Below are 26,228 nucleotides of genomic sequence, written 5' to 3' on the forward strand. Positions count from 1 at the left end.
CTCCAGCGTAGATACTCGGAGGCATGGAGGACTGGTGGCGCGACGCCGTGGTCTACGAGGTCTACGTCCGCAGCTTCGCCGACTCCGACGGCGACGGCACAGGGGACCTCGCCGGTCTCCGCGCCCGCCTCGGCCACCTCGTCGAACTCGGCGTCGACGCCGTGTGGACCACGCCGTGGTACCGCTCGCCGATGGTCGACGGCGGGTACGACGTCGAGGACCACCGGTCCGTGGACCCGCTGTTCGGCACCGACGCCGACGCCCTCGCGCTGGTCACCGAGGCGCACCGGCTCGGGCTGCGCGTGGTGATCGACGTCGTCCCCAACCACACCTCCGACCGGCACCGCTGGTTCCGGGCCGCGCTGGCCGCCGGCCCCGGCTCGCCCGAACGCGCGCGCTACCACTTCCGGCCCGGCCGCGGCGACCGGCCGCCCAACGACTGGCGCGGCGTCTTCGGCGGCCCCGCTTGGACGCAGGTGCCGGACGGCGAGTGGTACCTGCACCTGTTCGCCCCCGAACAGCCGGACCTGAACTGGACGCAGCCCGAGGTCCGCGCCGAATTCGAGGACCTGCTGCGGTTCTGGTTCGCCCGCGGGGTCGACGGCGTCCGCATCGACGTCGCCCACGGCCTGCTGAAGGACCCGGCGTTCCCCGACCTCGGCGCCGACGACGAGGAGATCGTGCGGCCGCCCGACCGCAGCCGCCACCCGCACTGGGACCGCGACGGCGTGCACGAGATCTACCGGTCGTGGCGGCGGGTCGCGGCGGAGTTCGGGCCGGACCGGGTGTTCGTCGCCGAGGCGTGGGTCGGCCGCCCCGACCGGCTCGCGCGGTACGTGCGCCCGGACGAGCTGCACACCGCGTTCAACTTCGACTTCCTGCGCTGCGCCTGGGACGCCGGTGCCCTGCGCGCGGTGATCGACCGGACCATCGAGGCGCTCCACGCGGTCGGCGCGCCGGCCACGTGGGTGCTGTCGAACCACGACGTGGTCCGGCACGTGACCCGCTTCGGCGGCGGCTCGCTGGGGACGCGGCGGGCCCGGGCGGCGGTGCTGCTGATGCTCGCGCTGCCCGGGGGCGCGTACCTGTACCAGGGCGAGGAGCTGGGCTTGGCGGAGGTCGAGGACCTGCCCGAGGAGGTGCTGGCCGACCCGACGTGGGAGCGGTCCGGCCACACCCGCCGCGGCCGCGACGGTTGCCGGGTGCCGCTGCCGTGGTCGGGCACGGAACCGCCGTTCGGGTTCACCGCCGACGGCACGCCGACCTGGCTGCCGCAGCCCGCGGGATGGGGGGCGCAGACGGCTTCGGCGCAGGCGGCCGACCCGGGTTCGATGCTCACGCTGTACCGGGCGGCGCTCGCTGCCCGACGCGAGCACCCGGCACTGGGCGACGGGACGATGACGTGGTCGCCCGCACCGGAAGGGGTGCTGTCCTTCACGCGCGAGCCGGGGTTCGGCTGCGTGGTCAACCTGGCGGGGGAGCCGGCCGAACTGCCCGGGGGAACGCGGGTGGTGCTGGCGAGCGGCCCGCTCGCCGACGGCCGGGTGCCGCCGGATACCGCCGTGTGGCTCGCCAGGGAATGAGGGAGGGGGGCACGCGGGCACCGGTGTGGCTCGCCGGTTTCGTGTAGCGCGCAGGGAGGCGGGTGGGGGCGCAGCGCCGGGGCGGCATGCCGGAACCGAGCGCGCGTCAAACATCCGTGCCGCAAGGCAGTGCCCGAGCGCGTGGGCCGCCCCTCCCTGTCCCGCGCCGCAAGAGAGCTTCCCGGGAGTTGAACCGGCGTCACTCCACCGGGTTCGGTTGCGGGTGTGAAACGCGGCACGGCGGGGTACCCGGTCCTGTTCGTTTCGCCGCCGTCCGCCCCGGAGGATTTCCGATGTCCGTGCGCACCGTCACCCCGCCCGCCACCGATGTCGTCGGCCTGGCCATGAAAATCCTCGCCGCGCAGGGACTCGGCCGGACCGCCGCCCACGCCGCCCTGGTCTCCATGGCGAAGGACCGCGGGGTGACCGTGGCGCGCTGCGCCGCGCTCGTCGTGGCCGCCGTCGACGGGAGGATGGGCTGATGGCGATCACCGCGCGGGCGGGGGACCAGGACACCGCTTCGGTCGGCGGGGGTGTGCTGCTCGCCGTCGGGCTGGTCGTCGCCTTCTTCGGCTGGTGGTCCTGGTGGGCCGTCGCCGGGCTGGCCGTCGCCGCCGCGGGCGCGCTCTGGCTCACAGTCGGGCGTCGCGACGAGTAACCCGTCCACGGCGGGGAACGCCGCTTCCGACCGGAGAACCACACCGAGGAGGAAGCCGTTCATGGCGGAGAACGAAGAGGACGTCATCGAGTTCCTGCAGCGCCAGCACCGGGAGATCCGCGCGCTGTTCGCCGAGCTGGAAACCGCGGACGGCGACCGGCGGCAGGAGCTGTTCCACGACCTCGTGCGGCTGCTGGCCGTGCACGAGACCGCCGAGGAACTGGTCGTGCACCCGGAGATCCGCGATCTCGAGCCCGCGGCGAAGCCGGTCGTCGAAGCGCGGCTGGGCGAGGAGCACCGGGCGAAGGAACTGCTGACCACCCTGCAGAAGATGGGCCCGGACGCGGACGGGTTCGACACGCTGCTCGTCCAGCTGCGCGAAGACGTGCTCGCCCACGCCGAACACGAAGAGCGGGAGGAGTTCCCGCTGCTGCGGGCCCACCGCCCGCCGGAGCGGCTGCGCGCGATGGCCGCGACCGTCAAGGTGGCCGAAGCCGTCGGGCCGACCCGTCCGCACCCCGGTGTGGAGAGCGCGAAGGCGAACCTGCTGCTGGGCGCGCCGGCGGCGATCATGGACCGGGCGCGCGACCTCATCCGCGGCGCGCTGGGAGGCTGACGATGACCGAGCCCGACGACGACGTCACCGACCCGGAGGAATTCGCCGAGGAGGCGGGCACCGACCCGACCCCGCAGGAAGTCGCCGAGTACGAGGAACTCGCGCGCAAGAACCCGCCCTGGTCGTCGCCGGACTGAGTGGGTACTCCACGGGCATGGCAGCAGACCCGGCCCGCAAACTGCGGCGCTACCAGCAGATGCGCGACTTCGGCCGCACCGCGGAGCCGGCCGGCGGGGCCGCGGCCGGCCCGGACGGTCACCGGTACGTGGTGCAGCGGCACCGCGCGCGGCGGCTGCACTACGACTTCCGCCTCGAGCTCGACGGTGTGCTGGTCAGCTGGGCGGTGCCGAAGGGACCCACGCTGGACCCGAAGGCCCGCCGGCTGGCCGTGCACGTCGAAGACCACCCCCTCGAGTACGCCGGCTTCGAGGGCGTGATCCCGCGCGGCGAGTACGGCGGCGGGGACGTCATCGTCTGGGACCGCGGGCTGTGGCGGCCGGTCGAGCCCGATCCGGCCCGCGCGATCGAGGCCGGGACGCTGCACTTCGACCTCGAAGGCGAGAAGCTGGCCGGGCGGTTCGTGCTGGTCCGGACCAACCGCGGCGAAAAGGACCAGTGGTTCCTCCTGCACAAGCAGGACGACCACGCGCAGGCCGGCTGGGACGCCGAAGACCACCCGCGCTCGGTGAAGAGCGGCCGCACCAACGACGAGGTCGCGGCCGCCCCGGACGCCCTCTGGCACGGCGACCGCCCCGCCGCCGAAGCCGAGGAGCCCGTCGGCGGGTGGCAGGCCCCGACCGACGACGAACTCGCGGCCCTCGACGAGCTGGGGGCCAAGGGCCGCTGGTCGGTGGCGGGCCGCGAACTGGCCCTGACCAACCTGGACAAGGTGCTCTTCCCGGCCGTCGACGGCGGCGAACCCGTCACGAAACGGGACCTCGTCCGGTACTACGTCACCGCCGGCCCGGCCATGCTGCCGTACCTGGCCGGCCGCCCGCTCAACACCCACCGGTTCCCGCAGGGCGTGACCGAGCCGGGCTTCTGGCAGAAGGAGGTCCCGCAGCACGCACCGGACTGGCTGACGACCTGGCGCAACGAACGCGCCGACCCGGGGGAGAGCCAGCGGTACGTGGTGGCCGACAGCGTCGCGACCCTGGCCTGGCTGGCCAACTACGGCGCGCTGGAGCTGCACGCCTGGACCTCCCGCGCCGCCGACGTCGACCACCCGACGTGGGTGCTGTTCGACATCGACCCGGGCCCGCAGACGACGTTCGAGGAGGTCCTCGACCTCGCACGGCTGCACCGCACCGCGCTGGAGCACCTCGGCCTGACCGGGCGGCCCAAGGTGACCGGGCAGCGCGGGATCCAGGTGTGGGTGCCGATCGCCCCGCACTGCACCTTCGAGCAGACCCGCACCTGGGCGGAGACGGTGTCCAAGACGATCGGGCGGGTGCTGCCCGACCTGGTCAGCTGGGCCTGGACGAAGGACAAGCGGCGCGGCCGCGCCCGGCTGGACTACACGCAGAACGTGCTGAACAAGACCCTGGTCGCGCCCTACAGCGTCCGCCCGCGCCCCGGCGCCCCGGTTTCGGTGCCGCTGGAGTGGGACGAGCTCGAGGACCCGGACCTCGCACCGGACCGCTGGACGATCCGTGACGTCCCGGCCCGCTTGGCCGAACGCGGCGACCCGTTTTCGGTCCTGCTGGGGCTGGAGCAGAAGCTGCCGGGCCTGTAGTTCCTCAGGCCTCGATGGTTTCCAGCTCCCGCGGCTGGAGCCGGTCGAGTTCCGCGCGGGACAGGTTCGGGCGCCCGCCCGCGTGCTCGGTGGTCGCCGCGGCGGCCGCCACCGCCAGGCTCGCCGCCGTCTCCAGCGGGCGGCGGCGGGTCAGCGCCGCGGTCAGGGTGGCGACGAGCGCGTCGCCGGCACCGGTGGGGTCGACGACCTCCGTTTCGACGTCCGGCACGAACCAGGTGCCCTCCGGCCCGGCGAACAGGTTGCCCTGCCCGGAGACCTCCAGCACGACCAGGGACGGCCCGCGCTGCCGCAGGTCCGCGGCGGCGCGGGCGGCCGAAGCGACGTCGTCCACCGGCTGCCCGGTGAGGAGCTCCGCTTCGTGGCCGTCGGCGCGCACGACGTCGGCGAGGGCGAGCAGGTCCGCCGTCAGCGTGTCGGACTCCGGTGCGCCGTCCAGCACGACCCGGGTGCCTGCCGTGTGCGCCAGCCGCGCCGCCAGCAACGCCACCCGAGCGGGCTGCTGCAGCTGCACGATCAGCGAGGCCGCGGCCGAGATCGGGGCCGACGCGGCGAAGACGTCGTTCTCGGTGAGCAGCGTGCCCTCCGGGACGTGCTCGAGGTAGCGGCGGCGGCCGTGGTCGTCGACGACGTCCACGAGCAGCGCCGTCTCGGTGCCCGCCCGCCGGATGACGTGCGAGGTGCCGATCCGGTCGGCCCGGGCCTGGGCGAGCAGCGCGTCCCCGCTGCGGTCGCGGCCGACGACGCCGACCAGCGAGACCGACACGCCGAGCTGGCTCAGCGCCACGGCCTGGTTCGCGCCCTTGCCGCCGAGCAGCTCTTGCCGGTGCTTCACCGCCGCCGACGCGTCGGCACCGGGCGCGTCCGGAACCTCGATCACCAGGTCGCGGGCGATTTGCCCGGCGACGACGACTTCGCTGCACATCATCGGGACCACCGGTGGGTCATGGCGCCTCCTCGGCTCCCCGATCGGCTACCCGGGGCGCTGCGCGGGGTAAACCGCTCGTTCGGGTCCTGTAGTCCGCCGAGGAGCGGCCGGAACAGCGGGCGTGGCAACGGTTCTTCGCCCCGCCCGGCGAACGAGCGGCACCGGGCTGCCCGGCCGCGGCCGGGGCCGACCGGGTGTTCAGGTTCGCCCGGACGGCGGTGTCCGTCCGGCGTTCCGCGTGGCCGGTCCCACAAACCGGGGCTGCGTCGGAGGCGGAGTCCCGCGGCTTGCGGTAAATCAAGGGGACCAAGACCGGTGGAGGTTCGGTGACGGAGACACTCGTGAACGCGGCGGATCGCTGGAGACCGCTGTCCGAATTGCTGCAGGCGCTGCTCGAGCGCATCGCCGCCGAGCTGCCCGGCTGGCTCGGCGCGGGCCTGACGGTCAGCCGCGGCGACCGGCCGCTGCGGGTGCTGGCCGCCACCGGCGTCGCCGAGCAGCTGATCCCCGCCCAGCTGGCGCACGGCGGCCCGGTCCTCGTCGCGGACGCCACCGGCGAGCCGGTCACCGCGGACCGCCTCTTCGGCGACTCACGCTGGCCGGAGCTGACCCGCGAGACCGTGTTCGACGGTGGGGCGGCGACCGAGGCGATCCGCGGCGCCGTGGCGCTGCCCGGGTTCTGGGACGAGGACGGCGCGTTCGTGCTGTCGGTCAGCCTCGACCGGGCGCCGGGCGAAGAAACCCTCGCCGTCCTGCGGCGGTACGCCAAACTCACCGAGATGACGCTGGTCGTCGCCGAAACCGCCACCGCGGGCGACCCGGACCAGATGCTGGACCTGCTGGCGTCCCGCGCCGCCATCGAGCAGGCCAAGGGCGCGATCATGGCGGTCCGGCGGTGCCCGCCGGAGGAGGCCTGGCAGACCCTGCGCCGCGCCAGCCAGGAGTTCAACGTCAAGGTCCGCGAGCTGGCGGTGGCCCTCGTCGAGTACCTCGGCGGCCAGGCGGCGACCCCGCGGGAGGGCCTCCGCGAGATCCGGCCGGGCGCCCCGGCCCACCACGCGGCGGAACGGCTCTGGTCGGCCTTCACGAGCGTCTCGCGCTGACGGACAGCGTTTCCGGACGGGGCGTTTGGGTATCAAGACCCCGTCCTTGATCACGTCACTGCGTCGCCGGCACCGGCCGGCGCGGAAGGCCAACCGAACCCGTGTCCCCCACCTTTCCGGTCCCCACCCGGTCCGCGCCGCTGGTCGCGCGCCGGACGGAGTACCGCCCCGGTTTCCTCGTGCTGACGTTCGCCGGCGAAATCGACGCGCTGACCCTGCCGATCCTCGAACGCGAGCTGCGCACCGCCCCACCGGGCACGACGGTGGTGGACCTCACCCAGGTGGCCTTCGTCGGCTTGGCCGGCGCGCGGGCACTGGCCGCGGCGGCGGAGCGGGCCGGTGCCGCGGGACGGCGGTTCGGGGTGGTGGCGAACGGCCGGACGCTGGCGCGGTTGTTCCGGATCACCGGGTTGGCGGCGGTGGTGCCGATGTTCGCGTCGTTGTCGGACGCGCTGCGGGAGCTGCTGGCGCCCGAGGTGCACGACACCGCGTGTTGAGTGCCCGGCTGCGGCGGCCGGGGGAGTCAGCGACGGCCCGGTGACTTCCGAGCCGTTCCTCAGCGCGAGAGCCAGCGGGCGATCAGGACCCCCGCGTCCTGCCGGAACTCGCCGCCGCCGTGGGCGAGGACCGCGTGGGTGAGCCGGCGGGCGATCTCCGGCGGCAACTCGCCGGCGTCCCGGCCCAGGTGCCCGGCGAGCCGGGCCCGGCCGAACGCCTCCCCGGTGCCGTCCGCGGTTTCGGCGACTCCGCGCGAGTACACGGCCAGCAGGTCGCCCGATTCCAGCCGGAACTCCGTGACCGGCGGCGGCCCGCCCGCCGCACCGAACCGCCGGGTGGCGGGCTCGGTGACCGGCAACGCTTCGCCGCGGCGGACGACCAGGGGCGCGGTCGTCCCGGCCGTCAGCAGCCGCAGGACGCCCGTGGCCAGGTCCAGTTCGGCGACCACGCCGTCGACGGACGGCATGCCGTCGAGCTCGGCGCCGACCGCGGCGAACTGCTCGCCGAGGGACGCGCCTTCGTGGCGGGCGGCGCGGTAGGCGGCCAAGGCGCTCACGACAGCCGTGTTGGCGTCGCGGGTGCGCTCGCCGGCGTCGAACATCGCCAGCTGCGCCCGCTCCTCCGAGAGGGCGTAGTCGAACACCGTGCCGCAGAGGTCGTACGCCGGCTGGACGCTGAGGCCCACGACGACGCTCTCGGTGGCCGCGGTCATCGGCGGCAGGCTCTGCCACAGCAGTTCGGCGGGGGAGCCGCGGCGGCGGGTGCGGCGGCGGCGGTCCAGGCCGTCGCCGTACTGGGTGGTGATGGTGACCAGGTGCCCGAGCAGCGCGGACAGCCAGCGGCACTGCTCGCGCAACGCCGGGTCGTCCGGGTCGGCGTCGCCGCCCGGGACGATCTCGAGCACACCGAGCCGTTCGACGCCGTCGACCAGGACCGTCCACAATGTACCGTCGTGGGTCACGGTCGCCGCGTGGCGGTACACGTCGCCGCCGAGGGTGGTGTCGATGTCGAGCGACGGCGCGCCCGCCCGCAGCGGCACGAGCGTGCGCTGGTCGTAGTCGGCCAGGTAGACGCCGATCTCCAGGTCGAGCGCGCGGCCCGCTTCGGCGACGATGGCCGGCAGCCGCTCGGGCGGGGCCCGGTGGGCGCCGTCGAGCAGGTCGACCAGGGCCTTCAGCGGTCCGTGCAACGGCTTCGCGTCGCTGACCGAGTGGCTGTAGGGCGCCCGGGCCGGGCCGGCCACCTCGTCGAGCCGCTCGTTGACGGCGTGGGCGAGCATGTCGCGGTCGACGCGCGGGAGCGGGACCAGCCCGTTCAGGTAGGCGTCCAGCTCCAGCAGGCTCAGGCTGCCGCCGAGGGCGAAGTACCGCATCCACAGCTGTTCCAGCGACAGGTCGCTCCGGGCGAAGCAGACGGCGATCATCCGCCGCTGTTCCTCCTCGGGCAGGAAACGCATGCGGTCACCCTTCCCGCGGCGCGGGCGCGACGAGCTGCGCGGCCGTCTCGGCCGGGCTCGTGCCGCGGTCGCGGGCGAGCGAGAGCAGGCGTGCGAACGCGGCGTCCTCGCCGAGGCCGTCGCGGCCCATGAGATACCCCTTCGCCATGGCGATCCGGTCGCGGTCGCGGAGCGTCTCCTTGAACTGCTCGCTCAACCGGCCGGCCCGTTCGTACGCGCGGGCGTTGGCGACGAGGACCGCGGTGCGGTCGGCGAAGGTGACCAGGGCCCGCTCGTCGACGGGCCCGAACGCGCCGGGCGCCGTCGCGTAGACCTTGATGGCGCCTTGGCAGCCGTCCTCGGTGACCATCGGCGCGGTGACGACCGAGCGCAGCCCCGAGCCGGCGACCGCCGCGCACCACCGGGTCCAGCGCCGCTCGGTGGTGACGTCGTCGATCCGCTGCGGCGAACACCCCTCCAAGGCGGCCAGGCACGGCCCCTCGCCCAGCTCGTACTGCAGTTCGTCGGCTTCGCGCACGAGCGGGCCCGACGCGGTCGTCGTGACGAAACCGCCGTCGGCGTCGACCAGGGTGACCCCCACCCCCGCCGCGGCGGTGATCCTCGTGTTGGCCAGCGAAACGATCAGCTCGAGCACCGAGTCCACGGTTTCGCGCGACAGCAGCAACCCGGACATCCGGGCGGCGACCGCGGCGAGCTCACCGTCCAGCGGCAGCTCACCCGGCGCGGCCTTCTCCGACGACATGGCCGCTGATTACCAACTCGCGGCCATCGGCAAACGTCGGCGGACATGGATGGGGGACGGAGTGGGTACCCGGGGGCACCTCGCGCGCCGAGCAGGAGGAGCACCCATGGAACGGCCGCACCCCACCGCACCGGCCTCGCCGCTGTTCGACGAGGTCACCGGGGCGCTGGAAGCCCTCAACGCCGTCCTGCGCGACGAAGACGACTTCCGGATCCTGCTGCAGCACGTGTGCCGGCAGGTGCGCCACGCCGTGCCCGGCGTCGACGAGGCGTCGGTCACCCTGGTGACCGGGGAGACGCCGCACACGGCGACCGCCACGAGCACCGTGGTGGGCGAGCTCGACGGCGTGCAGTACCGGATCGGCGCGGGGCCCTGCCTCGACGCGATCCGACGCGGCAAGATCGTCCGCACCACGGTGACCGACGCCCTCGAGAACTGGCCGGGCTTCGCCGGAGAGGCGCGGGAAGCGGGCTTCGGGAGCTTCCTCGCCGCCCCCTTGGTGGCCGACGCGGAGTTCTCCGGCGCGATCAACTGCTACGGACGGCAGGACGACGGCTTCGAGGAGGTCGACGCCCAGCTGCTGGAGCTCTACACGGCCGCGATCGAGGCGATCCTGCGGGTCTACCACCGGTACCTGCGGGCTCGCGAGACGGCCGAACACCTCCGGACCGCGCTGACCTCCCGCGCGGTCATCGACCAGGCCAAGGGCATGCTGATGGCGATCCGCCAGGTCGGCGCCGAAGACGCCTTCGGCATCCTGGTGGAGCAGTCCCAGCGGGAGAACACGAAGCTGCGCGACGTCGCCACGGGGTTCGTCGAGCGGGTCGTCGCCGGGCACTTCCCGCCGCGGTAACGTGGGGCCGTGGCGGGGAGCCGGATCACGGTGCAGGTCGGCGAGCGGCAGCTGACGCTCTCGAACCTCGAAAAGGTGCTCTACCCCCGGACCGGCTTCACCAAGGGCGAGGTGCTCGACTACTACACGCGGATCGCGCCGGTGCTGCTGCCGCACGTCCGCGACCGGGCGATGACGTTCGTGCGGTTCCCCGAGGGCGTCACCGGCAGTTCGTTCTTCGAGAAGGATGTCTCCCGCCACGCCCCGGACTGGGTCCCCACCGCGCGCCTGACCGTGGGCGGCCGCGGCAAGGACCCCGAGATCCTCGCGTACCCGCTGATCAACGACCTGCCCGAGCTGGTCTGGGCGGCCAACCTCGCCGCGCTCGAACTGCACGTCCACCAGTGGAGCGTCGGGCCCGGCGACGAGCCCGGCCCGCCGGACCGGCTGGTGTTCGACCTCGACCCCGGGCCCGGCGCCACGGTGGTCGACTGCTGCCGCGTCGCCGAGCGGCTGTACGACGTGCTCGTCGAAGACGGCTTCACCCCGGTGGCGAAGACCAGCGGCTCGAAGGGCATGCAGGTGTACGCGGGGGTGCTGACCACCGACGCCGGTGAGCCGTCGCGGTACGCGAAAGCGCTGGCCGGCCGGCTCGCCGCGGAGACGCCGGACCTCGTCGTGGCACGGATGACGAAGAACCTGCGTCCCGGCAAGGTGTTCATCGACTGGAGCCAGAACAACCCGGCCAAGACCACGGTGGCGCCGTACTCGCTGCGCGGGCGGGACGAGCCGACGGTGTCCACTCCGGTCACGTGGGACGAGGTCCGCGCCTGCCGGCACGTCACGCACCTGCGGTTCACCGCGGATGCGGTGCTGACGCGCGTCGAGGACCTCGGGGACCTTTTCGCGGATCTGGAACGCACCCGGGTGCCCATTCCTGCGTTCGGCTGAACTTCGGCCACCCCCGTTTTCCCCGTGGATTCCGGCGAATTCCGGGAAACCGTCGTCACCTGCGGATTTGATCGTCCACAGTGGAGTTTTGCACGTGCAGACGAGCGTGTTCCTGCACGGTCCGCGGCTGCGGATGTCCGATGGTGGGCCGAAGTCCGCGAAGTCGGTACGGTCTACGCACGAAGCGCGACAGCCGTCGCGGTGGCGAAAGACAATGACGTGGCGGCCGATGCCGGTCTTGTCGAACATGGCGAAGGGAAACGGGTGTCCGGCCTGATCGACACCGATCTCGAATTCTGGTTCCAGCGCGGGCTGCGCGCGTATCTGGGCGAGGTGGCGCGCGCGCTCGGCTTCGGCCTGGAATCGTGCACCGTGGACGTCGACGTCCCGGTTTCGGCCTACCTGGCGGTGGACTGGCGGCTGCGCCGGTTCCCCGAGGGCGACGTGGCGCTGCTCTGGGACGAGGTGCACGGCTGGGCGGTCGCCGTCGAGGCGGCGTGCGGGGAGGACATGATCGTGCTGTCCTACCTCGGCGGCGAAGACGTCCTGCCGCCGCCGCACGAGGTCGTGCGGTTCCTGACGGCGCTGCGGACCGGCGCCCGCGAGCCGGAACAGCCGGGTTCGCCCGTGCTGCGGCGCGCCGGCCGCCACCAGGAGCTCCTGCCGCTGCTGCCGGCCCGCTGAGCGTCCACTGTGGAGGGAGCGTGGGTGTGGCTCGCCGTTCGACAGCAGTGACGACCGTCACGCGCCGGGCTGTCACATCGGCCCGGGCCCGGGAGTCGTGGGGGTGACGGCCCCCGATCCCCGGGGCCGCGGATCCCGAGGAGCCCCGATGAACACCGCCCACCTGATCGTCACCGTCGCCGCCGCGGCCTGGGTCGGCTTCTCGGCCGTCTCGATGTTCGCCCGCGCGAAGTGGGTCGTCGAGCCGATCACCGAGTACGGCGTGCCGCGGTCGTGGTGGAACCTGCTCGGCACGGCCAAGGCGGCCGGCGCGGCGGGCCTGCTCGCCGGGCTCTTCTGGACCCCGATCGGCGTCGCCGCGGCGATCGGCCTGGTCCTGTACTTCACCGGCGCGCTCGTCACCGTGGCCCGCGCCCGGGCGTACGGGCACCTGGTGTTCCCCGTGCTCTACCTCGCGCCGGTGGTCGCTTCGCTGGCCCTCCTGCCCTGAGCGGCGAGCCAGGTGAGCGCGTCGGTGGCGTGGTGCAGCACGGACAGGTGGCCCGCGCCGGGTACGAGCCGGTACTCGGCCTGCGGGCACCGGCCGGCGAGCCACGCGCTGTGCGCGGCGGGAACCATCCGGTCCTGCTCGCCGTGCAGGAGGAGGACGGGCGCGGTGATCCGCGCGGGGTCGGCACCCCACGGCGTGACGTAGGCGAGGTCGTCGTCGATCAGCCCGCCGGGCCCGTCCGCGAGCGCCGCGCGGACGACTTCGTCCAGCCACGACCACGAGCCGGTGAGCGCGGCCAGGTCGGCGGCGGTGAAGACGTCGGGGTCGAACTCGGCCGCGGCTTCGTGCTTTTCCTTGGCCGGCCGCCCTTCGGCGGCGGCCCGCAGCGAGGCTGCACTCGCGGCGGCCATGCCGCCGAACCAGTCGAGCCCGCCCGCGTCGAACGGCGCCACGGCGGCCAGGCTCGCGACGGCCAGGACCCGTTCCGGCAGCAGGGCGGCGCAGGCCAGGGCGTGCGAGCTGCCGCCGGAGTGCCCCATCAGCGCGAACCGGCCGATCCCCAGCGCATCGGCCACGGCGGTGACGCACTCGGCGGCGTTCCCGACGGTCCGGCCCGGTACCGGGGCCGACGTGCGGTAGCCGGGCCGGTCGAAGGACACGAACCGCAGCCCGAGCTCCGCGGCGAGCGGCAGCAACGGGCGAGGCGGCGCCCCGGTGTTCGGGGTCCCGTGGTGCCAGAAGACCGGGAGCCCGGCGCCGGTGTCGTAGACGTGCAGGGCGCGCCCGCCGGGCAGCGTCAGCTCGGTCTCGGTGATCATCAGCGGGCCAGCCGCTCCGCCAGCCAGGCCAGCGAAAGCGGGTAGCGGTACTCGATGGCGCCGTGGCCGGCGTCGAACAGCTCGAAGTGGACGCGCTCGTCCGGCAGGCCGGCCCGGGCCACCTCGGCCCGGAACGCCTCCGCGCCGATGTCGAGGAAGTACTCGTCGCTCGTGCCCGCGTCGATCCACACCGCGCGCAGCGACCGGACCGCTTCGGCGTGGCCCGCCACCATCCGGACCGGGTCCCAGTCCAGCCAGCGCTGCCACTGCTCGGGCCGCAGCGCGCCGGTCAGCGGGTCGAACGGCAGTTCCGGCGTCCCGTCCTCCCGGGCCGAGAAGCAGGCCGACACGCCGAGCACCATCAGCAGGGTCGCGTCTTCCGGCTTCGTGAAGGCCGTCCGGCTCCGGAAGTCCGCCCACCAGGCGTGGATGTCCTGGTCGTACGCCCGCAGGGCGCGGACCGCCTTGCCGAAGTCGGGGACGTAGGACAGCTCGTAGCTCGCGTCGCCGGCGTGGGTCGCGAGCGCGCCGAACAGGTCGGGCCGCAGCATCGGCGTGATCATCGCGCCGAAGCCGCCCGAGGACTTGCCGGTGATCGCGCGGGACGCGGCGTGGGGCAGGGTCCGGTAGTGCTCGTCGACCCACGGCACGACTTCGTCGCACAGATACGAGTGGTAGCGGCCGGTGCCCGGCGAATCGACGAACTGGGAACCGCCGTACGCGGTCCACGCGTCGACGTAGACGACGACGCACCCCGGCGCGCCGCCGGCGAAGACGGCGTCGGCCGTCTCCACGAACGGCTGCCGGAACGGCGTCCGGTTGGCCCACATCGTCAGGTGCCCGGTGTAGCCCTGGATGACGTAGACCGCCGGGTACCGCCGGTCGCCGTCGTCGTAACCGGGCGGGACGTACACCCAGAGCGGGCGGTCGTGCGGATCACCGAGGGGATTGCCCCGCAGCAGCGCGGAGTCCAGGGTGTGCCGGTCGAGTCGCCCGGCGAGGTCGCCGTCCCAGGGCAGCATGCGGCCAGTCAACCACGGCCCGCGCCGCCGCGGCCCGGTAATCCGATCGCCCGCGGCCGGCGCCCTCTGGCACGATCGGTTCGTGCGCCCGGTCGAGATCGCCTGCGACGAGTCGGGCTCGGAGGGCGAGAACCTGATCGGCGGCGAGACCGACGTCTTCGCCCACGCCGGCGTCCGGATGTCCGGGTCCGAGGCGGCCGCGTGCGTGCGGGAGATCCGCGCCCGCATCGGCTCGCCCGCCGAGGAGTACAAGGCCAACCACCTGCTGCGCGCCAAGCACCGCGCGGTGCTCGAGTGGCTGCTCGACCCGGACGGCCCGCTGGCCGGCCGCGGCCACGTGCACCTGACCGGCAAGACGTTCTTCGCCGTGCGCGCCGCGGTCACCCTGCTGGCCGAGCACGGCACGGACGCGATGGCCCGCACGCTCCACCGCGCCGGCCCGGCGACGTTCGGCGCCGCGCGCTGGGAGTACTTCCTGACCGCGTTCACCAGCGTGGTGCGGCTGAAGCCCCGCCGCGGCGTCACGACGTCACCGCCGGAATTCTTCGCCCTGGTCGAGGAGCTCGCCCGGATCCCCGGCGAAGCCGGCGAGCTCGTGGGCCGGTTCCGCGGCGGCGCCGAGCGGGTGGCCGCCTACCGGGCCCGGCTGGCGGGCGATCCGGGGCTGGTGCCGGTGCTGGACCCGCTGGTGCCCGCGGTGCTCCACACCGTCCGGCACTTCAGCGACGGCGGCACCCCGGTCGCCCTGGTGCACGACGAGCAGCTGGCCCTGACGCCCGAGCGGGTGCTGCAGCTCAAGGCGACCCTCGGCCCCCGGCTGGCGGACGTGCGCTTCGTCGACTCCCGGGCCGACGCGCGGGTCCAGATCGCCGACTTCCTGGCCGGCGTGGCCCGCCGGATCGCCTCCGACGACCTGAACGGCCGCGGCGACCCGCGGCTGACCTCGCTGCTGGGGTCGTTCGTGGACGCCGGTTCCGTGGGCGACGGGACGGGTTCGCTGCTGCGCGGCTTCGAGCGGGACGGCGGCTGACGGCTCCGGCCACGTACGCTGGCCTGGTGCGGACCCGGCCCACCCTCTCCTGGACTTCGGCGGACGCGCCGCTGCCGCGGACGTCCAGCCTCGACGAACTGACCGACGTCGTCGCGCGCGGGCGCGTGGTCGTGCTCAGCGGGGCCGGCCTGTCCACCGAATCCGGGATCCCGGACTACCGCGGGGAGACCGGCAGCCTGCGCCGGCACACGCCGATGACCTACGACGAGTTCGTGACCAGCGCGCACGGCCGGCAGCGGTACTGGGCACGCAGCCACCTCGGCTGGCGCACGATCGCCCGTGCCGACCCCAACGACGGCCACCGCGCGGTGACCGCCCTGCGCGAGGCCGGGTACGTCTCGGGTGTCATCACGCAGAACGTCGACGGCCTGCACCAGGCGGCCGGCACCGCGGACGCCGTCGAGCTGCACGGCAGCCTGGACCGCGTCATCTGCCTGGACTGCCGCCGCACGAGCCCGCGCGCGGAGCTCGACCGGCGGCTGCGAGCGGCGAACCCCGGTTTCGCGGGCGCGGCCACGCGCATCAACCCCGACGGCGACGTCGAGCTGCCCGAGGAGGTCGTACGCCGGTTCCGGCCGGTGGCGTGCGCGGCGTGCGAGGGCGTCCTCAAGCCGGACGTGGTGTTCTTCGGCGAGAACGTGCCGCGGCCGCGCGTCGAGCAGTGTTATCGCCTGGTCGACGACGCGGCGGCGCTGCTGGTGCTCGGCTCGTCCCTGACGGTGATGTCGGGCCTCCGGTTCGTCCGCCACGCGGCGAAGGCGGACAAACCGGTGCTGATCGTCAACCGCGGCGAAACCCGCGGCGACCGCCATGCGGCGGTGCGGGTGGACCGGCCGCTGGGGCCGGCGCTCACGGAACTGGTCGCCCGGCTGGGCGGAAGACTGCCCACCGCACCCAATGCGGCCTTGGGTGCGTGAGACGCACCGAAGGCGGCCTTGGGTGCGTGAGACGCACCCAAGGCCGCCTTGGGGCGCTGGTCACCGCCGAACCGCTTGAGCAGCCGGGTCCGGCCCGGCGGGGTCTCGGGGGTGGATCACGGCGCGTGCGGTGAACTCACTGAGCTGGTCCGGGGTCGCGGCCGAACCGGGTGAGCAGCCGGTCCTGCCGGGACGCGCCGGCCACCGCGGGCGGTGGCTCGGCGAACGTCCCCGGGCTCATGGTCAGCCCCGCGAAGATCGAGTCGTAGTCCTCGTCGATCCACGCGACCAGATCGGGGTCGAGGGTCTCGTCGGCGCCGAGCGCGCGGGCGAGGTCCCAGGTGTGCACCACGCTGTCGGCCGTGCGCACGGCCAGCGCCCGCCCGCCGGTGAGCGGGCCGGGCGGGTAGTCGACGACGCGGTCCAGTGCGCCTTCCTCGGCGAAGGCGGTCGCGCAGGCATGGACCGACGCGGTGAACGCGGCGACGGGGTCGTCGCCGAGCGCGTCTTCGTCGCGCCGGGCCCGGAATTCGTCCCGTGTCGCGCCGCGGAGGAGGCCGACGTAGTTGAGGTTGCCGCGGGTCATGTGGTTGACCAGCGCCCGGACGTCCCATTCGCTGCACGGCGTCGGCGCGCCCCAGCCGTCCGGTGGCACCGCGCGCAGGTGGTGCTCGAAACACTGCGACGCGAGGAGGTAGCGGTCGAGGAGCATGACGCCCATTCTCGTTCGGCTCCCGGCGGCACGCTCGCGGATATCGGACCTCGTGCGGGAGCCGGTCCGGGCGGGTGGGGGGAACCCGTCCGGACCGGCTCTGGCGACGGACCTCCACAGCCGGTCGTCATCCGCAAGACGCGGCGGCCGCCCCGGTCGTTACAGCGGCTGCAACCCGTTCCACGACCAGCGCGGTAGGGGCAGTCCCGCCGGGACCTCGGTGGGCGGCCCGTGGTAGGTGAGCACCTCGGCCACCGCCCACTCCATGTAGGACCGCAGCGCCGCGCGGAACCCGGGATCGGCGGGCAGGCCGGCGTCGTCCGCCGCCGCCACGAAGCAGGCGACGAACCGGCGGCCGAGGTCGCTGATGTCGCCGTTGCCGGCGTGCATCCGCAGCATCGCCGAGTGGTCGCTGCACTCGGCGGAGAACCGCGGCGGGCCGCCCATGACCTCGGCCCAGTACCAGGCGAGCCGCTCGACGTGCTGCGGGTGCTGATCGGGTTTCGAGAACGGGTGGTTCAGCTCCGGGTCGGCCACGCAGCGCCGGTGGTGGGCGGCGGCCAACGCGTGGAACGCGGGGTCGCCGCCGGCGAATTCGTACAGCGTCGGACGCATCCGCCGAGCCTGGCACGCCACGCGGCCGGGCGCCAGGACGTCAGCGCGCTCCGGCCGCGGCGCGTTCCGCCGCGGGGGTGAAGCCGCCGAGCGCGTCGACCGCCCGCCGGACGTCCTCGGTGACGAGGTCGTGGTTGAGCGCCCCGGCGGCGGCCGCGCCCTGGGCGGCGGCGATGATCACGGTCGCCCGCGCGTCGACGACGTTGCCCGCGGCCCACACCCCCGGCACGCCGGTCTTCCCGGACGGGTCGACGTCCCCGTCGACGTGGCCGAGGTCGCGCAGCAGCTCGTCGTGGGCGACCGTCCGGGTGCGGATGAACAGCGCCGTCCGCGGCACGAACCGGGCCCCGAGCTCGACGCCGGCGAGGCGGCCGCGTTCGCGCCGGACGGCGGTCACCACGCCCTCGACGACCCGGATCCCGCGCGCGTCGAGCCGGTCGCGGTCCGCTTCGGACACCGGCTCGGTGTGCGGGAAGTACACGACGTCCGGCGACCACTGGCGGACCAGCAGGGCGTGCTCGACGCTCGCCGGCTCGGTGCCGAGGACGCCGAGCGGCTGGTCGCGGACTTCGTAGCCGTGGCAGTAGGGGCAGGTGACCACGTCGGTGCCCCAGCTCTCCCGCAGGCCGGGGACGTCCGGCAGCTCGTCGTGGACGCCGGTGGCGACCAGGACGCGCCGCGCGGTCAGCACGCGGCCCCCGGCCAGCTCCGCCGTGAAGCCCGGGACGAGCCGGGTCACCCGGTCGTCGAGGAGTTCCACGCCGTAGCCGCGGAGTTCGTCCCGGCCGATGTCGAGGAGTTCGGACGGCGGCAGCCCGTCGCGGGAGAGGAAGCCGTGCATGTGCGACGCCGGGGCGTTGCGCGGGGCGCGGGAGTCGACGACCGCGACCCGCCGCCGCGCGCGGCCGAGCATCAGGGCGGCGCTGAGTCCCGCGGCGCCGCCACCCACCACCAGTACGTCGAAGCTGTTGTGTTCGTTCATGCCGCCACCATGGCGCCGGCTTCGCGAATCCGACAACTTCTGTTGCCGATTCCGGGACAACGGGGTTTGCTGGAGGCATGACGGACGCGATCACCCAGGCCCTGGCCGAGGTCGGCCCCCGGCTCAAGCGGGTCCGCACCCAGCGGCGGGTCACGCTGGCCGACCTGTCGGCGGCGACGGGCATCTCGAAGAGCACCCTGTCCCGGCTGGAGTCCGGCCAGCGGAAGCCGAGCCTGGAGCTGCTGCTGCCGATCGCGCAGGCCCACCAGGTGCCGCTGGACGAACTGGTCGGCGCGCCGGAGGTGGGGGATCCCCGGGTCCGCCTGACCGCGCGCCGGATCCCTCGCCACAACGGCGCGACGATGACGGTGTTGCCGCTGACCCGCCAGCCGGGCGCGCCCCAGGCGTTCAAGATGATCCTGGAGCCGGAGAGGGGCGAGCCCGATCCCCAGGTCCACGAGGGGTACGAGTGGCTGTACGTGCTGTCGGGCCGGCTGCGCCTGATCCTGGCCGACCGGGACATGACGCTGGGGCCGGGCGAGGCGGCGGAGTTCGACACCCGCCTCCCGCACTGGTTCGGCGCGGTCGACGGCCGTCCCGCGGAGATCCTCAGCCTGTTCGGGAAACAGGGGGAGCGGCTGCACCTGCGTGCGAAGTCGCGTTAGCCCAGTGCGCGCTGCATCAGGAGGGTGTCGAGCCAGCGGTCGTGCTTGAACCCGACGCGGCGCAGCACGCCCGCTTCGGTGAAGCCCGCCGCGGTGTGCAGCCGTCGTGACGCCGGGTTGCCGGAGTCGACGACGACCGCGATCGCCTGCCGGGCGCCGGCTTTCCCGCACCGCGCCAGCAGTTCGTCGAGCAGCCGCCGTCCGTGGCCCCGGCCGGCCGCCCGGGCGGCGAGGTAGATCGTCGTCTCCACCGAGTACCGGTACGCCGGCTTCGGCCGCCAGGGCGTGGCCAGTGCGTAGCCGAGGACCTCGTCGCCTTCGCGCAGGACGAGGAAGGGCCACGGGCTCTCGCGGATCTTCGCCCGCCACTGGTCCGCGGTCGGCGCTGTGGTCTCGAACGTGACGACGGAGCCGGTGACGTACGACGCGAAGACGGCAGCGATGCCGTCGGCGTCGGCCTCGGTCGCTTCCGCTATAGTGGACATAAGCAGTATTATAGAGGAATGATCGATCCGGGGTCGCTCGGCCGCCGCCTGCACGAACTCCGCGCCGACCGCGGCCTCGCGCTGACGGCGCTGGCCCGGCAGGCCGGCGTCAGCGTCAGCATGCTGTCGGCCATCGAGCGCGGTGAGAAGACGCCGACGGTCGTGGTGCTGTCCCGGATCGCCGACGGGCTCGGGCTGTCGGCCTCCCGGCTGCTCGCCGGCCTGGAGCACGACCGCGTGCTCGTCCGGCGCGCGGCGGAGCAGGAGCACATCGCCGAGCCCGGCGGCTGGCACCGCACGGTCCTGACGCCGGTCGTGCCCGGCGTCAACTTCGAGTGGATCCGCACTACACTGCCGCCGGGCTGCGACGCGGGCACGTTTCCGGCGTACGCCCCGGGTTCGCACGAGTTCGTTGTCGTCGAGTCCGGCGAGCTGACCTTGGGGGTCGGCGAGGGCGAGTACGTCCTCGCCGCGGGCGATTCGGTCTATTTTCCCGCCGACGCAGCGCATTCGTACGCGAACCGCAGCGGAAACCCTTGTGTGTACTCGGTCGCGGCCCTGATCATGCGGCCGCGGGACAGCCGGATGACGCCGCCGCGGCCGGCGTGACACTTGCCGGTGCTGGGCCGCAACGTCGCGATCCGCGACCTCACCATCGCCAGGAGCTGGGACGCCGCCGGCCGGGTCCCGCGCACTCCTGCGTGGAACCCGGCCGGTCACCGAGAACTGCGCCGGATCAGCGGCCGCGCAGCCTCGGCCGGGCCAAGCCGACCGCCGCGACAACGATCAGGGCCACCGCCGCCACCGCGGCGATCACCGTCAGGACGGGCGCGCGGCCGTCGGTGCCGGTCAGGGTGAGGACGCTCGTGACGAGCAGGACCGCGCCCACGCCCAGGTACAGCCAGCACAACGACACCGTGGCCGGGATGAAGTGCCAACGCCGTTCGGCCATCGAAACCTCCTCGATCGGGTGCACTGCGGAGTTGCCCCGATCCCGAGTCGATCAAACCGGCGGGAATCCGCCGTGACCCCGGGCGGCGATCAAGCCGCGCAAAGCTGCCAGCCGCCGCGCTGCGCCGCCGGTTCACTGGGCCGCATGACCACACCAGTGCCGCGGTGGCCGGCCGTCTTCGCCGTCACCGTCGGGATCTTCGCCATCGTCACCGTCGAAATCCTCCCGATCGGACTGCTGACGCCGATCGCGGCCGGGTTCGGCGTCTCGGCGGGCACCGCCGGGGCGACGATGACCGTGCCCGGCTTCGTCGCCGCCGTCGCCGCGCCGGTGGTCACCGTTGCCGCCGGGCGGATCGACCGGCGGCTGGTGCTGGGCGGTCTCCTGGTCCTGCTCGCGGCCGCCGGTTTCCTCACCGCGGCCGCGCCCGCGTTCTGGGTGCTGCTGGCGGGGCGGTTCCTCGTCGGCGTCGTCATCGGCGGCTTCTGGTCGGTCGGCGCCGGCCTGGCGCCCCGGCTCGTCGGCACGGCGGCCGCCGCGCGGGCGACCTCGGTGATCTTCGCGGCCGTGCCGCTCGGTTCGGTGCTGGGTGTGCCGCTCGGCACCCTCGTCGGGCAGCTCGCGGGCTGGCGCACGGCGTTCCTTCTGCTGGGCGTGCTGAACTTGGGGACGGCCGTCGCCCTCCTGCTGCTCACGCCGCCCCTGCCGCCGGCGGAGGCCACCGGGGTTGCTGTCCTGAGTGGATTGCTACGACGCTCAGGTGTCCGAAGTGGACTTATCGTGACGTTCCTGGTCGTCCTGGCGCACTTCGGCACCTACACCTACCTGACCCCGCTGCTGCGGGACGTCGTCCGGCCGCCGGTGCTGAGTGGTTACCTCCTGGCGTACGGCGTCGCCGGGATCGCCGGGACCTTCCTGGCGGCGCGGTACCGCACGGGTCTCGCGCCGGCGGCGGCGGTGATCGCGGTGGTGGTCTTCGCCCTGCCGCACGCGGGGCCGATCGGCGCCCTCGCGTTGCTGGTGGCGTGGGGCGTGGCGTACGGCGCGGTGCCGGCGTACACGCAGGCCTGGTTCGCCCGCGCGGCGCCGGACGCGCCCGAGGCGGCGACCGTCCTGTTCACGGCGTCCTTCCAGGTCACCCTCTCCGCCGGCGCGCTGGCCGGCGGTTTCGTGGTGGACGCCGTGTCGGTCCCGGCCGTGATGACCTGTGGGGGAGCGGTCGCCGTCCTGGCCGCGGCGGTGGTCTCGGGCGCCCGTCGCACGGCCCGCGGGATGACCACCTCGAGCAGCCGGTCGAGGTCTTCGGCTGGAACCGGCGGGGCGGGCTCGACGCAGTAGGTGCTGGACGCGTACGTTCCGCTGGTCGGAACACAACGCTGTCCTGCCCGGCCGGGTGGTGCGACGGTCGGGCCATGGCTCCCGTGATGGCGGCGATCGTCGGCCCCGGCAACATCGGCACCGATCTGCTGGCGAAGCTGCGACGCAGTGAAGTGCTCGAAGTCGGTTACGTGGTCGGTGTGGTCGAGTCGGACGGGCTCGAACGCGCCCGCGCGCAGGGGATCGCGGCGTCGGCCGAAGGCGTCGACTGGCTGCTGCGCCAGGATCCCCGGCCGGAGCTGGTGTTCGAGGCGACCTCGGCCAAGGCACACGCCGCGAACGCCCCGCGGTACCGGGAAGCCGGCATCCAGGCGATCGACCTCACCCCGGCGCACCTCGGCCCGATGGTGTGCCCGCCGGTGAACCTGGGCGCGCACCTCGACGCGCCGAACGTCTCGATGATCACCTGCGGCGGCCAGGCGACGATTCCCATGGTGCACGCCGTTTCCCGCGTCACCGCCGTCCCGTACGCGGAGATCGTCGCGTCGGTCGCCTCGCGCGGGGCCGGCTCGGGAACGCGGGCGAACATCGACGAGTTCACGCGCACGACGTCGCAGGCGGTGGCCGAGATCGGCGGCGCCGGGCGCGGCAAGGCGATCATCATCCTGAACCCGGTCGAGCCGCCGATGATCATGCGGGACACGGTGTTCTGCGCGATCGGCCTCGACGCCGACCGCGACGCCATCACCGCGTCGATCCACGAGATGGTCGGCGAAGTGCAGAAGTACGTGCCCGGCTACACGCTCCGCGCGGACCCGCAGTTCGACGACGCCCGTGAGGACTGGGACGGGAACGCGCGGGTCGGGATCTTCCTCGAGGTCCGCGGCAACGGCGACTACCTGCCCGAGTACGCCGGAAACCTGGACATCATGACCGCCGCGGCCGCCCGCGTCGGCGAGCTGGTGGCGCGCGCGAAGCAGGAGGTGTCCGCATGAGCGAGCCGGCGAACGAAGCGAACTCCTCGGGGCGCCCGGAACTGCGCCACGACGTCCGGATCGTCGACACGACGTTGCGCGACGGCAGCCACGCGATGGCCCACCGCTTCACCGAGCAGCAGGTGCGGGACACGGTGCGCGCACTCGACCGGGCCGGCGTCGAGGTGATCGAGGTGACCCACGGCGACGGCCTCGGCGGTTCGTCGTTCACCTACGGCTTTTCCGCCGTCGACGAGCTCCGCCTGATCGCCGCGGCGCGCGAAGAGGCGAAGCAGGCGAAGATCGCGGTACTGCTCGTGCCGGGCATCGGCACGGCGGAGGACCTGCGGCGCGCGTTCGACGCGGGCGCGGAGATGGTCCGGGTGGCGACGCACTGCACCGAAGCCGACGTATCACCGCAGCACTTCGGGCTGGCGCGCGAACTCGGGATGGAGACGGCCGGGTTCCTGATGATGGCGCACCGGACGCCGCCGGAAGGCCTGGCGAAGCAGGCGCGGATCATGGTCGACGCGGGCTGCCAGGCGGCGTACGTGACCGACTCGGCGGGCGCGTTGCTGATGCACGAAGCCCGGGCCCGCTTCGAAGCGCTGGTCGCCGAGGTGGGCGACACGGCGTGGGTGGGCTACCACGGGCACCAGAACCTCTCGCTCGGCGTCGCGAACTCGGTCCTGGCCTACGAGGCGGGAGTCCGGTACATCGACGGCTCGCTGTGTGCGCTCGGCGCCGGTGCGGGCAACTCGCCGACCGAGGTCCTGGCGGCGGTGTTCGACCGGCTGGAGATCGACACGGGCCTCGACGTCGGCGGCCTGCTGGACGCGGCCGAGGAGGTGGTGCGGCCGTACCTGCACCGCTGGCCAAAGATGGACCGCAACGCGATCGTCCAGGGCTGGGCCGGGGTGTATTCGAGCTTCCTGCTGCACGCCGAGCGCGCGGCGGAGCGGTACGGCGTCCCGGCGCAGGCGATCCTGCGCCGCTGCGGCGAGCTGGCGTTGGTGGGCGGCCAGGAGGACATGATCATCGACGTGGCGGTGCAGCTGGCGGCGGAGCAGTAGGCAACCGGACAACGGCCGCGGGCGTGGGAAGGGCATGAGAAGAATCCGGCTCGCGCTCGCGGTGGCAGCGGGAACGGCCTGTCTGGGCGCGTGCTCGGCTCCGGTGATTCCGCCCGTACTTCCGTCCGCTATGGCGAAATCCAGCTCGGCACCGCCGGTCACGACGACCACCAAGCCGTCGCCGTTCACACCCCCGCCGTTCACACCCCCGCCGTTCACACCGCCGGCGTCGCCGGTGAAGATCACGGCCGCCTGTCCTTTCCTCGGCCCGGCGGAACTGCAGGAACTGCTGGGCACGAGCGAGGACCTGATCGCGACCGAACAGCCGCCCGACCAGACGTTCGTGCCGCACACCGAGTTCCAGTGCCGATACGAAGGCAAGTTCGTACACCCCTGGCTCCTCGACCTGTGGATCACCTCGGCGGCCGGCGCCTACCGGCCCGCCAAGGCGCTGAAGAACTACCAGCAGGACTGCGGCGGTCCGGTGACCGCGGTGCCCGGCGCCGGCGAGGGCGCTTACTTCTGCGATCGCGCCGGCACGGACAACGCGGAGATGGTCATCACCGGCAAGCGCGTCCACGGCCAGAACCGGCTGGCGGTGGCATACGTCGTCAAGCACCGCAAAGAGGTCTACACGCGCCTGGCCGTGCTGCTCGGCGAGCGGCTCTAGGACGCCGGGCCGGGGCCACCGGTCGCGCCGGGCGGGGCCACTGGTCGCGCCGGGCCGGGGGCCACCGGTCGCGCCGGGCGGGGGTCACCGGTCGCGCCGGGCCGGGTCGGCCGTCCCGGCCCGGCGCGCCCGGAGTGTCAGGCGGGTTCGCCGAACCACTCCCGCAGTGCCCCTTCGAGCCCGGCCGTCGAACCGTCCTCGCGCGCCCAGGCGATGTGCCCGTCCGGCCGGACCAGCACGCCGGTCAGCGCCGGTTCGCTGTCGCACTTGGCGGTCAGCACGTGCACGCGCCCGGCCCAGCCGCTCGCCGTTTCGCGCAGGTCGCCGTGGTCGGCGAGGTCGAGCAGGAGGGCCTTGCCGTCGTGGAGGCGGTCGCCGAGCCGGGTGCCGTCGGCGAAGGCGAAGTCGGGCGCAGCACGACCGGTCAGGTCGTGCTCGCCGTCGATCGGGTAGCGGTGCAGGACGCCGGAGAGCTTCTTGGCCAGGTACGTCGCCCCGTCGCCGGTGTGCAGCAGGTCCGCGACCACCTGGCGCAGCGCCCTGGTCCGCACGTCGCTGCGCATCAGCGCGACCTGCGCCCGGGTCCATTCGAGCACCCACTCGCCGATCGGGTGCCGTTCGCTCGTGTAGGTGTCGAGCAGGCCGGCGGGGGCCCAGCCGTGGATGGTCGCGGCGAGTTTCCAGCCCAGGTTGACGGCGTCGCCGATGCCGAGGTTGAGGCCCTGCCCGCCGAAGGGCGAGTGGACGTGCGCCGCGTCCCCGGCCAGCAGCACGCGGCCCAGGCGGTAGGTGCTCGCCTGCCGCGCGTTGTCGGTGAACCGCGTCGCGCTGTGGACCTTCGTCACGCGGATGTCTGCACCGGACACGCGCCGGAAGCTGTCTTCGAGTTCCTGCGCGGTGATGGGCGCGTCCCGGTCCGCCGGCGGCCCGTCGAACTCGACGGTGAGCATCCGGCCGGGCGTCGGCCCGTGGACGTAGAGGCCGCCGGAGCCGTGCTGCCACCCGGCGGGCAGGGCGTCGGCGCCGGTCAGCTCGGCCATCGCCTGCCGCCCGGTGATGGCGGGATCGGTCCCGGGGAACTCGAACCCGGCCAGCTTCCGCACCCGGCTGCGGCCGCCGTCGGCCCCGACCAGCCACCCGGCGCGGACCGGTGCGCCGTCGGAGAGGTGCACGGTGACGCCGTCGGCGTCGGCGTCGAACCCGGTGAGCTCGACCCCACGCCGGATCTCGACCCCGAGTTCGGCGGCCCGCCCGGCGAGGATCGCCTCGACGGCCTGCTGCTGGATGACGACGACCCGCGCGGCGGGCCCGACGTCCCGGAAGGCGGGATCGTCGAAGTCCACCCCGCCGGAGGTCACCATGATCCCCGCGAAGTGCCCCACGGGAACGGCGGTCGGTCCGCCTCCGCCGCGGGACTCGAGGAACTTCTGGATCTGCGCGAAGTTCTGCTGCACGACGGCGTCCATGGCGGGCAGCAGGCCGCGCCGGTAGAAGGCTTCGGCGGTGGTCAGGTTGACCGACCCCGCCTTGATCGTCTGGTCCGGCTCGGGCAGCCGTTCGACGACGAGCACGTCCACGCCCGCCAGCCGCAGTTCACAGGCCAGCATCAAGCCGACCGGTCCGCCCCCGGAGATCACCACATCCCTGTTCATGGCTCCGATGATGCCGCGAAACTTTTACC

The 26,228-nt window shown here is 73.7% G+C and carries 31 protein-coding genes; 20 read left to right on the top strand and 11 right to left on the bottom strand.

What is annotated here, in order from left to right; genetic code table 11:
• Nucleotides 1–23 precede the first annotated feature (23 nt).
• From ACLJOU_RS08735 to ligD (ACLJOU_RS08760), 6 genes are all read left to right on the top strand, one after another.
• The gene (locus tag ACLJOU_RS08735) at nucleotides 24–1,583 is read left to right on the top strand and encodes an alpha-amylase family glycosyl hydrolase (RefSeq protein ID WP_410564913.1); all 1,560 of its coding nucleotides are present in this window, start codon (nucleotides 24–26) and stop codon (nucleotides 1,581–1,583) included.
• A gap of 293 nt (nucleotides 1,584–1,876) precedes the next feature.
• Complete coding sequence (locus tag ACLJOU_RS08740) at nucleotides 1,877–2,065, top strand: hypothetical protein (protein ID WP_410564916.1); 189 nt, start codon at nucleotides 1,877–1,879, stop codon at nucleotides 2,063–2,065.
• The gene (locus tag ACLJOU_RS08745) at nucleotides 2,065–2,241 is read left to right on the top strand and encodes a hypothetical protein (protein WP_410564918.1); all 177 of its coding nucleotides are present in this window, start codon (nucleotides 2,065–2,067) and stop codon (nucleotides 2,239–2,241) included. Before ACLJOU_RS08740 ends, ACLJOU_RS08745 begins: the two co-directional genes overlap by 1 nt.
• Nucleotides 2,242–2,302: 61 nt before the next feature.
• On the top strand, nucleotides 2,303–2,857 hold the full coding sequence (locus ACLJOU_RS08750) for a hemerythrin domain-containing protein (RefSeq protein ID WP_410564920.1): 555 nt from the start codon (nucleotides 2,303–2,305) through the stop codon (nucleotides 2,855–2,857).
• 2 nt (nucleotides 2,858–2,859) lie between these two features.
• Nucleotides 2,860–2,994 (top strand): hypothetical protein, encoded by a 135-nt coding sequence (locus tag ACLJOU_RS08755; RefSeq protein ID WP_410564921.1) that lies wholly within the window; start codon nucleotides 2,860–2,862, stop codon nucleotides 2,992–2,994.
• Between the two features lie 17 nt (nucleotides 2,995–3,011).
• Entirely contained in the window at nucleotides 3,012–4,592 is a 1,581-nt protein-coding gene (gene ligD, locus ACLJOU_RS08760) for a non-homologous end-joining DNA ligase (RefSeq protein ID WP_410564924.1), read from the top strand.
• 4 nt (nucleotides 4,593–4,596) lie between these two features.
• On the opposite strand, the gene ACLJOU_RS08765 is transcribed toward ligD (ACLJOU_RS08760), so the two are convergent.
• Entirely contained in the window at nucleotides 4,597–5,538 is a 942-nt protein-coding gene (locus ACLJOU_RS08765; RefSeq protein ID WP_410564927.1) for a PfkB family carbohydrate kinase, read from the bottom strand.
• Between the two features lie 326 nt (nucleotides 5,539–5,864).
• Between ACLJOU_RS08765 and ACLJOU_RS08770 the strand changes: the two genes are divergently transcribed.
• Together ACLJOU_RS08770 and ACLJOU_RS08775 are read left to right on the top strand one after the other, a co-directional pair.
• Nucleotides 5,865–6,641 (top strand): ANTAR domain-containing protein, encoded by a 777-nt coding sequence (locus tag ACLJOU_RS08770; RefSeq protein ID WP_410564930.1) that lies wholly within the window; start codon nucleotides 5,865–5,867, stop codon nucleotides 6,639–6,641.
• Nucleotides 6,642–6,742: 101 nt separating this feature from the next.
• The gene (locus ACLJOU_RS08775) at nucleotides 6,743–7,138 is read left to right on the top strand and encodes an STAS domain-containing protein (RefSeq protein WP_410564933.1); all 396 of its coding nucleotides are present in this window, start codon (nucleotides 6,743–6,745) and stop codon (nucleotides 7,136–7,138) included.
• A 59-nt stretch (nucleotides 7,139–7,197) separates the two neighbouring features.
• Here ACLJOU_RS08775 and ACLJOU_RS08780 read toward each other — a convergent pair whose 3' ends face one another.
• Both ACLJOU_RS08780 and ACLJOU_RS08785 read right to left on the bottom strand, forming a co-directional pair.
• Entirely contained in the window at nucleotides 7,198–8,595 is a 1,398-nt protein-coding gene (locus ACLJOU_RS08780) for a PP2C family protein-serine/threonine phosphatase (RefSeq protein ID WP_410564936.1), read from the bottom strand.
• Nucleotides 8,596–8,599: 4 nt separating this feature from the next.
• Nucleotides 8,600–9,337 carry an ANTAR domain-containing protein gene (locus ACLJOU_RS08785; protein WP_410564939.1) on the bottom strand — a complete coding sequence of 246 codons (738 nt, stop codon included), beginning with the start codon at nucleotides 9,335–9,337 and terminating at the stop codon, nucleotides 8,600–8,602.
• Between the two features lie 106 nt (nucleotides 9,338–9,443).
• Between ACLJOU_RS08785 and ACLJOU_RS08790 the strand changes: the two genes are divergently transcribed.
• The 4 genes from ACLJOU_RS08790 (at nucleotide 9,444) to ACLJOU_RS08805 (ending at nucleotide 12,294) form a co-directional block, all read left to right on the top strand.
• A complete protein-coding gene (locus tag ACLJOU_RS08790; protein ID WP_410564941.1) occupies nucleotides 9,444–10,190 on the top strand; it encodes an ANTAR domain-containing protein in 747 nt (248 codons plus the stop codon).
• Between the two features lie 9 nt (nucleotides 10,191–10,199).
• Nucleotides 10,200–11,120: a non-homologous end-joining DNA ligase gene (ligD, locus tag ACLJOU_RS08795; RefSeq protein WP_410564944.1), complete on the top strand. Its 921-nt coding sequence runs from the start codon at nucleotides 10,200–10,202 to the stop codon at nucleotides 11,118–11,120.
• Between the two features lie 264 nt (nucleotides 11,121–11,384).
• Nucleotides 11,385–11,804, top strand: coding sequence for a DUF6292 family protein (locus ACLJOU_RS08800; RefSeq protein WP_410564947.1), 420 nt, complete (start codon nucleotides 11,385–11,387; stop codon nucleotides 11,802–11,804).
• Nucleotides 11,805–11,952: 148 nt separating this feature from the next.
• Nucleotides 11,953–12,294 (top strand): DoxX family protein, encoded by a 342-nt coding sequence (locus ACLJOU_RS08805; protein ID WP_410564949.1) that lies wholly within the window; start codon nucleotides 11,953–11,955, stop codon nucleotides 12,292–12,294.
• Here ACLJOU_RS08805 and ACLJOU_RS08810 read toward each other — a convergent pair.
• Both ACLJOU_RS08810 and ACLJOU_RS08815 read right to left on the bottom strand, forming a co-directional pair.
• Nucleotides 12,252–13,112 carry an alpha/beta fold hydrolase gene (locus ACLJOU_RS08810; protein ID WP_410564951.1) on the bottom strand — a complete coding sequence of 287 codons (861 nt, stop codon included), beginning with the start codon at nucleotides 13,110–13,112 and terminating at the stop codon, nucleotides 12,252–12,254. The genes ACLJOU_RS08805 and ACLJOU_RS08810 overlap by 43 nt on opposite strands.
• Nucleotides 13,112–14,134 (bottom strand): alpha/beta hydrolase, encoded by a 1,023-nt coding sequence (locus ACLJOU_RS08815; protein ID WP_410564954.1) that lies wholly within the window; start codon nucleotides 14,132–14,134, stop codon nucleotides 13,112–13,114. The genes ACLJOU_RS08810 and ACLJOU_RS08815 overlap by 1 nt, the downstream gene beginning before the upstream one ends.
• Before the next feature lie 82 nt (nucleotides 14,135–14,216).
• Here ACLJOU_RS08815 and ACLJOU_RS08820 point away from each other — a divergent pair, with 82 nt between their 5' ends.
• Nucleotides 14,217–15,164 carry a DUF3800 domain-containing protein gene (locus tag ACLJOU_RS08820; RefSeq protein WP_410564956.1) on the top strand — a complete coding sequence of 316 codons (948 nt, stop codon included), beginning with the start codon at nucleotides 14,217–14,219 and terminating at the stop codon, nucleotides 15,162–15,164.
• Nucleotides 15,165–15,190: 26 nt separating this feature from the next.
• Nucleotides 15,191–16,102 carry an NAD-dependent protein deacetylase gene (locus ACLJOU_RS08825; protein ID WP_410564959.1) on the top strand — a complete coding sequence of 304 codons (912 nt, stop codon included), beginning with the start codon at nucleotides 15,191–15,193 and terminating at the stop codon, nucleotides 16,100–16,102.
• Between the two features lie 136 nt (nucleotides 16,103–16,238).
• Here ACLJOU_RS08825 and ACLJOU_RS08830 read toward each other — a convergent pair whose 3' ends face one another.
• The 3 genes from ACLJOU_RS08830 to ACLJOU_RS08840 form a co-directional block, all read right to left on the bottom strand.
• Nucleotides 16,239–16,814: a TIGR03086 family metal-binding protein gene (locus ACLJOU_RS08830; protein ID WP_410564961.1), complete on the bottom strand. Its 576-nt coding sequence runs from the start codon at nucleotides 16,812–16,814 to the stop codon at nucleotides 16,239–16,241.
• Nucleotides 16,815–16,973: 159 nt separating this feature from the next.
• Nucleotides 16,974–17,429: a group II truncated hemoglobin gene (locus ACLJOU_RS08835; RefSeq protein WP_410564964.1), complete on the bottom strand. Its 456-nt coding sequence runs from the start codon at nucleotides 17,427–17,429 to the stop codon at nucleotides 16,974–16,976.
• Nucleotides 17,430–17,469: 40 nt separating this feature from the next.
• Nucleotides 17,470–18,411 carry an NAD(P)/FAD-dependent oxidoreductase gene (locus ACLJOU_RS08840; RefSeq protein WP_410564967.1) on the bottom strand — a complete coding sequence of 314 codons (942 nt, stop codon included), beginning with the start codon at nucleotides 18,409–18,411 and terminating at the stop codon, nucleotides 17,470–17,472.
• A gap of 77 nt (nucleotides 18,412–18,488) precedes the next feature.
• On the opposite strand from ACLJOU_RS08840, the gene ACLJOU_RS08845 reads away from it, so the two are divergent.
• Nucleotides 18,489–19,076 carry a helix-turn-helix domain-containing protein gene (locus tag ACLJOU_RS08845; RefSeq protein WP_410564970.1) on the top strand — a complete coding sequence of 196 codons (588 nt, stop codon included), beginning with the start codon at nucleotides 18,489–18,491 and terminating at the stop codon, nucleotides 19,074–19,076.
• Here ACLJOU_RS08845 and ACLJOU_RS08850 read toward each other — a convergent pair.
• Nucleotides 19,073–19,561, bottom strand: coding sequence for a GNAT family N-acetyltransferase (locus ACLJOU_RS08850; RefSeq protein WP_410564973.1), 489 nt, complete (start codon nucleotides 19,559–19,561; stop codon nucleotides 19,073–19,075). The two genes, ACLJOU_RS08845 and ACLJOU_RS08850, sit on opposite strands and share 4 nt — an antisense overlap.
• Before the next feature lie 18 nt (nucleotides 19,562–19,579).
• Here ACLJOU_RS08850 and ACLJOU_RS08855 point away from each other — a divergent pair, with 18 nt between their 5' ends.
• Nucleotides 19,580–20,170, top strand: coding sequence for a helix-turn-helix domain-containing protein (locus tag ACLJOU_RS08855; protein ID WP_410564975.1), 591 nt, complete (start codon nucleotides 19,580–19,582; stop codon nucleotides 20,168–20,170).
• Nucleotides 20,171–20,297: 127 nt separating this feature from the next.
• On the opposite strand, the gene ACLJOU_RS08860 is transcribed toward ACLJOU_RS08855, so the two are convergent.
• Nucleotides 20,298–20,513 (bottom strand): hypothetical protein, encoded by a 216-nt coding sequence (locus ACLJOU_RS08860; RefSeq protein ID WP_410564978.1) that lies wholly within the window; start codon nucleotides 20,511–20,513, stop codon nucleotides 20,298–20,300.
• Nucleotides 20,514–20,657: 144 nt separating this feature from the next.
• Here ACLJOU_RS08860 and ACLJOU_RS08865 point away from each other — a divergent pair, with 144 nt between their 5' ends.
• The 4 genes from ACLJOU_RS08865 to ACLJOU_RS08880 all read left to right on the top strand — a co-directional run bounded on the left by ACLJOU_RS08865 (nucleotide 20,658) and on the right by ACLJOU_RS08880 (nucleotide 24,547).
• Nucleotides 20,658–21,851 carry an MFS transporter gene (locus tag ACLJOU_RS08865; protein WP_410564980.1) on the top strand — a complete coding sequence of 398 codons (1,194 nt, stop codon included), beginning with the start codon at nucleotides 20,658–20,660 and terminating at the stop codon, nucleotides 21,849–21,851.
• A gap of 74 nt (nucleotides 21,852–21,925) precedes the next feature.
• Entirely contained in the window at nucleotides 21,926–22,825 is a 900-nt protein-coding gene (locus ACLJOU_RS08870) for an acetaldehyde dehydrogenase (acetylating) (protein WP_410564982.1), read from the top strand.
• Nucleotides 22,822–23,877 (top strand): 4-hydroxy-2-oxovalerate aldolase, encoded by a 1,056-nt coding sequence (gene dmpG / locus ACLJOU_RS08875; RefSeq protein ID WP_410564984.1) that lies wholly within the window; start codon nucleotides 22,822–22,824, stop codon nucleotides 23,875–23,877. The genes ACLJOU_RS08870 and dmpG overlap by 4 nt, the downstream gene beginning before the upstream one ends.
• 130 nt (nucleotides 23,878–24,007) lie before the next feature.
• Nucleotides 24,008–24,547 (top strand): hypothetical protein, encoded by a 540-nt coding sequence (locus ACLJOU_RS08880; protein ID WP_410564987.1) that lies wholly within the window; start codon nucleotides 24,008–24,010, stop codon nucleotides 24,545–24,547.
• Nucleotides 24,548–24,684: 137 nt separating this feature from the next.
• Here the strand turns inward: ACLJOU_RS08880 and ACLJOU_RS08885 are convergent, their stop codons facing one another.
• The gene (locus ACLJOU_RS08885; RefSeq protein WP_410564989.1) at nucleotides 24,685–26,199 is read right to left on the bottom strand and encodes an FAD-dependent monooxygenase; all 1,515 of its coding nucleotides are present in this window, start codon (nucleotides 26,197–26,199) and stop codon (nucleotides 24,685–24,687) included.
• Nucleotides 26,200–26,228 lie beyond the last annotated feature (29 nt).

Origin of the sequence: Amycolatopsis sp. cmx-4-61 (assembly GCF_046548775.1) — a bacterium.
In the GTDB taxonomy this organism is placed as follows: Bacteria; Actinomycetota; Actinomycetes; order Mycobacteriales; family Pseudonocardiaceae; genus Amycolatopsis.